The organism is Streptomyces sp. B1866, assembly GCF_031932565.1.
GTDB lineage: Bacteria > Actinomycetota > Actinomycetes > Streptomycetales > Streptomycetaceae > Streptomyces.
The window spans coordinates 1-4,060 of record NZ_JAVSCF010000387.1 but is presented as its reverse complement, the minus strand read 5'-3'; the positions used below and the strand labels follow the sequence as shown (position 1 = coordinate 4,060).

3 protein-coding genes and 1 pseudogene are annotated in these 4,060 nt (G+C 77.9%); 2 read left to right on the top strand and 2 right to left on the bottom strand.

All coding sequences use genetic code 11. The annotated features are described in order from the left end of the window. Positions 1-353: pseudogene (locus tag RKE29_RS28435) on the top strand (SWF or SNF family helicase); the annotation flags it as partial. Between the two features lie 231 nt (positions 354-584). Next, positions 585-2,078, top strand: a complete 1,494-nt coding sequence (xylB, locus tag RKE29_RS28430; protein WP_312008568.1) for a xylulokinase — start codon at positions 585-587, stop codon at positions 2,076-2,078. A gap of 42 nt (positions 2,079-2,120) precedes the next feature. Here the strand turns inward: xylB and RKE29_RS28425 are convergent, their stop codons facing one another. Both RKE29_RS28425 and RKE29_RS28420 read right to left on the bottom strand, forming a co-directional pair. Beyond that, positions 2,121-2,609: a GNAT family N-acetyltransferase gene (locus tag RKE29_RS28425; RefSeq protein ID WP_312008567.1), complete on the bottom strand. Its 489-nt coding sequence runs from the start codon at positions 2,607-2,609 to the stop codon at positions 2,121-2,123. A 214-nt stretch (positions 2,610-2,823) separates the two neighbouring features. After that, positions 2,824-3,729: a phosphatidylinositol-specific phospholipase C/glycerophosphodiester phosphodiesterase family protein gene (locus tag RKE29_RS28420; RefSeq protein ID WP_312008566.1), complete on the bottom strand. Its 906-nt coding sequence runs from the start codon at positions 3,727-3,729 to the stop codon at positions 2,824-2,826. Between the last annotated feature and the right edge of the window lie 331 nt (positions 3,730-4,060).

The following is a 4,060-nucleotide window of genomic DNA, read 5'->3' as shown; positions in this document are numbered from 1 at the left end:
TCGCCGACCGGCTCGCCGCGGCGCACGGGCGCGACCGCGACGACCTGGTGCGGGCCGCCACGGCCTGGCGGTACGGCGGCGCGGCCGGGCCGGCCGTGCTGGACGAGCGGTGGGAGCCGGACCCCGCGGCGATGGCCCGCGCCCGCGCCCGGATCGCCGCCGTCTGGGAGGCCGACGCCCCGGAACTGGTGGTGGACGGCAACCGCCTGACGTCCGGGGCGCGCGGCGTCGAACTGCGCCAGGGCCGCGACGGCCGCTGGTGGCCGTACCGCGGGCAGCCGGGCGGCTGGTGGCCCGCCGGGCCGCCGGAGGCCGACCCGGCCACCGCGCTGGGGCACCTGCTGTCCCTCTGAGGCCCTCGGCCACGGAGGCGGCTCCGGTGCCTCTTCACGGCGACGGGGCGCCGGCCCGTACGGCGGCGGAACGCGCTCGTGGGGCACCGGACCGCGGGGCCCTCGGACCGGCGAGCACCACTCCGCGCCGGTCACCTGATACATGTTCAGACACCGGTGGGACATCAGAGACCGGACACCGGACATTGGACGCGACGGAGTGCGAGGGAGAGCGCCATGTCAGCAGCCGCCATGCCCGCCCAGGAAGGGCCGCTCGTCGTCGGCGTGGACAGCTCCACGCAGTCCACGAAGGCCCTGGTGGTGGACGCGGCGACCGGCGCGGTCGTCGCGCGCGGGCAGGCGCCGCACCCGGCCGGCGCCGCAGCCGGCGCCGGCCGGGAGTGCGACCCGCAGCGGTGGTGGGAGGCGCTGGGCGAGGCGCTGCGCCAGTGCGGCGCGCCGGCCCGGCAGGCCGCGGCGGTCTCCGTCGCCGCGCAGCAGCACGGCCTGGTCGCCCTCGACACGGCGGGCCGCCCGGTGCGGCCCGCCCTGCTGTGGAACGACGTGCGCTCCGCGCCGCAGCGCGACCGGCTGGTGGCGGCGCTGGGCGGGCCGGCGGCGTGGGCGGAGCGGACCGGCAGCGTGCCGTCGGCCTCGTTCACCGTGACCAAGTGGGCGTGGCTGCGCGAGCACGAGCCGGAGGCGGCCGGCGCCACGGCCGCCGTCCGCCTCCCGCACGACTACCTCACCGAGCGGCTGACCGGGGAGGGCACGACGGACCGCGGCGACGCCTCGGGCACCGGCTGGTGGGCCCGCGGCCCGGAGCGCTACGACGAGGAGGTCCTGGGCCTCGTCGGACTGGACGCCGGCCTGCTGCCGCGCGTCCTGCGGCCCGGTGAGGCGGCCGGGACCGTACGGGACCTGCCCGGTCTGCCGCTGGCCCCGGGTGCCCTGGTCGCCACCGGCACCGGCGACAACATGGCGGCCGCCCTGGGGCTCGGCCTGCGCCCGGGACAGCCCGTGCTCACCCTCGGCACCTCCGGCGCGGTGTACGCGGTCTCCGAGCGGCGGCCCGCCGACCCCACGGGCGTGGTGGCGGGTTTCGCGGACGCCCGCGGCGACTGGCTGCCGCTGGCCTGCACGCTCAACTGCACGCTCGCCGTGGACCGGGTCGCGGCGCTGCTGGGCCGCGATAGGGAGGCGGTGGAGCCGGGCGGTACGGCCGTGCTGCTGCCCTTCCTCGACGGCGAGCGCACCCCGTACCTGCCGGACGCCTCGGGCCTGCTGACCGGTCTGCGGCACGGCACGACGCCGGGCCAGGTGCTCCAGGCCGCCTACGACGGGGCCGTATTCAGCCTGCTGACCGCGCTCGGACAGGTGCTCGCCGCAGGAGCCGGAGAAGCCGCAGGAGCCGGAGAGGCCGGGGAGGCAGCGGGGACCGGGGACACCGGGTCCGACGCGCCGCTGCTGCTCATCGGGGGCGGCGCGCGCGGCACCGCCTGGCGGGAGACGGTCCGGCGGCTGTCGGGCCGCCCGGTGCGGGTGCCGCGTGCGGGGGAGCCGGCCGCGCTGGGGGCCGCGGCGCAGGCCGCGGGCCTGCTGCTGGAGGAGGATCCGGCCGCGGTGGCCCGGCGCTGGGGGCAGGCGGACGGGCCGGTGTACGAGGCGGTGCCGCGCGACGAGGCCGCGTGGGAGCGCGTCGGCGCGGCGCTGGCCGGGGCGGGCGGACTGCTGGGGCGCGGCTGAGGCGCCGCCGGTCCGGGACCGCCGCGCACCGGGCGGCGGGGTTCACAGGAGGCGGTACATGATGTGCAGGCCCACGTAGCCCTTGACCGGGTGGTGGAAGCCCTCGGGGAGGGTGGCGACGATCTCGAAGCCGAGTGAGCGCCACAGGGCGACGGCCTTGGTGTTGGTCTCGACCACGGCGTTGAACTGCATCGCCCGGTAGCCCTCGGCCCGCGCGAGCCGCAGGACGTGCTCGCCCAGGGCCCGTCCGGCGCCGTGCCCGGCGTGCTCGGGTGCGACCATGAAGCTCGCGTTCGCGATGTGCGCGGCGGGGCCCTGGTGGTTGGGCTCCAGCTTGGCCGTGCCCAGGACGGTCCCGTCCTCGGCGGTGGCGACGACCGTGCGCCGCCGCCCGGCCGGCATCCACGAGGAACGGGCTCGCTCCTCGCCGATGTCGCGCGGGTAGGTGTAGGTGTCCCCCGCGGCGGCGATGGCGCGGAAGAACGGCCAGATGGCGGGCCAGTCGGCGGCGGTGGCGTCCCTGATGTGCATGCCGGTCAGCATGGCGACCGGGCCGGCGCCCCGCGAGCGGTTTTCCCGTCCTGGGCGCCCCGGTGCGGCCCCGGGGGGCCGTCACCCGCCGGGCGCGGCCGCTCCCGGCGCCGCCCGACTGGCCGACACCTGGCTACCCGTCACGCGTCCCTGGAAATCGTACGATCTGCCGGTGATCACCGAGTCTCCCCGCCCCGGCGCCCGGGGACGGCCGTCAGCGGGTGCCGCGCAGGAAGTCCTCCAGACCCTGCAGGTCGTCGGTGTTGAGGTAGTCGGCGTCGGCCGCGACCAGTTCCCGCCAGACGGCCTCGCGCTCCGGACCCGGCTGGTCGGGGGTGGCCCAGAAGCGGACCCGCTGCCCGGCCGCGTGCGCGGAGCCGACGATCTGCCGCAGTTTCGCCCGCTCCGCGGGCGGCATCGGCCCCACCCCCCGCCAGGTGAAGTTCAGTCCCCAGTTGTCGCTGACCAGCGGGATGAAGGACGCGGGCACGCCGGAGCCGAGGTCGGCGAGGCGCCCGTCGTAGAAGGCCCGGCGCACGGTGCGCTCGGCCTCCATGGGCGCCCGCGCGCCCCGGTCGCCGGATATGACGGCGGTCACCGGGCCGTGCCGCACCAGGCCGTCCACGCCGCCGTAGGCGGTGGTGAGTATCGGGTGGTAGCGGCGCAGGCGCCGGGCCAGTTCGCGGTAGGTGGGCTCGCCCGCGGTCTTGATGTCGATGAGCAGTTGCAGCGACAGCCGCGACCCCGGGTAGACGGTGCCGCCGCCCCGCCGGATACGGCGGGCCAGCGGGCCGAGGTAGAGGGCTTCCAGCGTGCGCGCGGGGTCGAGCTGCGAGGCGTCGTGGGCGACGAGCAGCTCCCCGTCCACCAGCCAGATGTCCGCCTCGACGCTGCCGAAGCCGTGGGAGAGGGCGTCGGTGAGCGGGTGCGGGTGCTCGTAGTCGTTGTGCGCGTGCGCCCTGGCCAGCGGCTGCTCCCCGAAGGCGGCGGCCAGGTCCGCCGCGGGGGCCGCCTGGACGGCCTGCGCGGGGGACGCGTGGCCGAAGGCGGACGGGGCGACGCCGCCGGCGAGGGCGGCTCCGAGGGTGGCGACGAAGGCACGGCGCGTACGGCGGACCATGGGGGCCTCCCGGCTGACGTCCCGGCACGGCGCCGGGCCTGCACGACCATCGCCAGCGAGTATCCGGGGCCGCGAAGGCCGCCGGGCAGGGACACGCCAAGAGTTCCGCGGGTGGTCTTCGAGCATTCGCCCCCCGTTCCCGCGGCGCGCCCGGAGCCTGGCGATCTCACAGCTGAGACAGGACAGGCGGCAGGACGCCAGGGGTGGCCATGACACTGCGTGAACACATCGGGCCCGGTCGGCGGCGGGACCGGCAGGACGGGGCGGCACGGCAGGACGCGGCGCCGCGGCACGCCGGGCCGCGGGCGCCGGCCCGGCGGCCCGGCCCCGG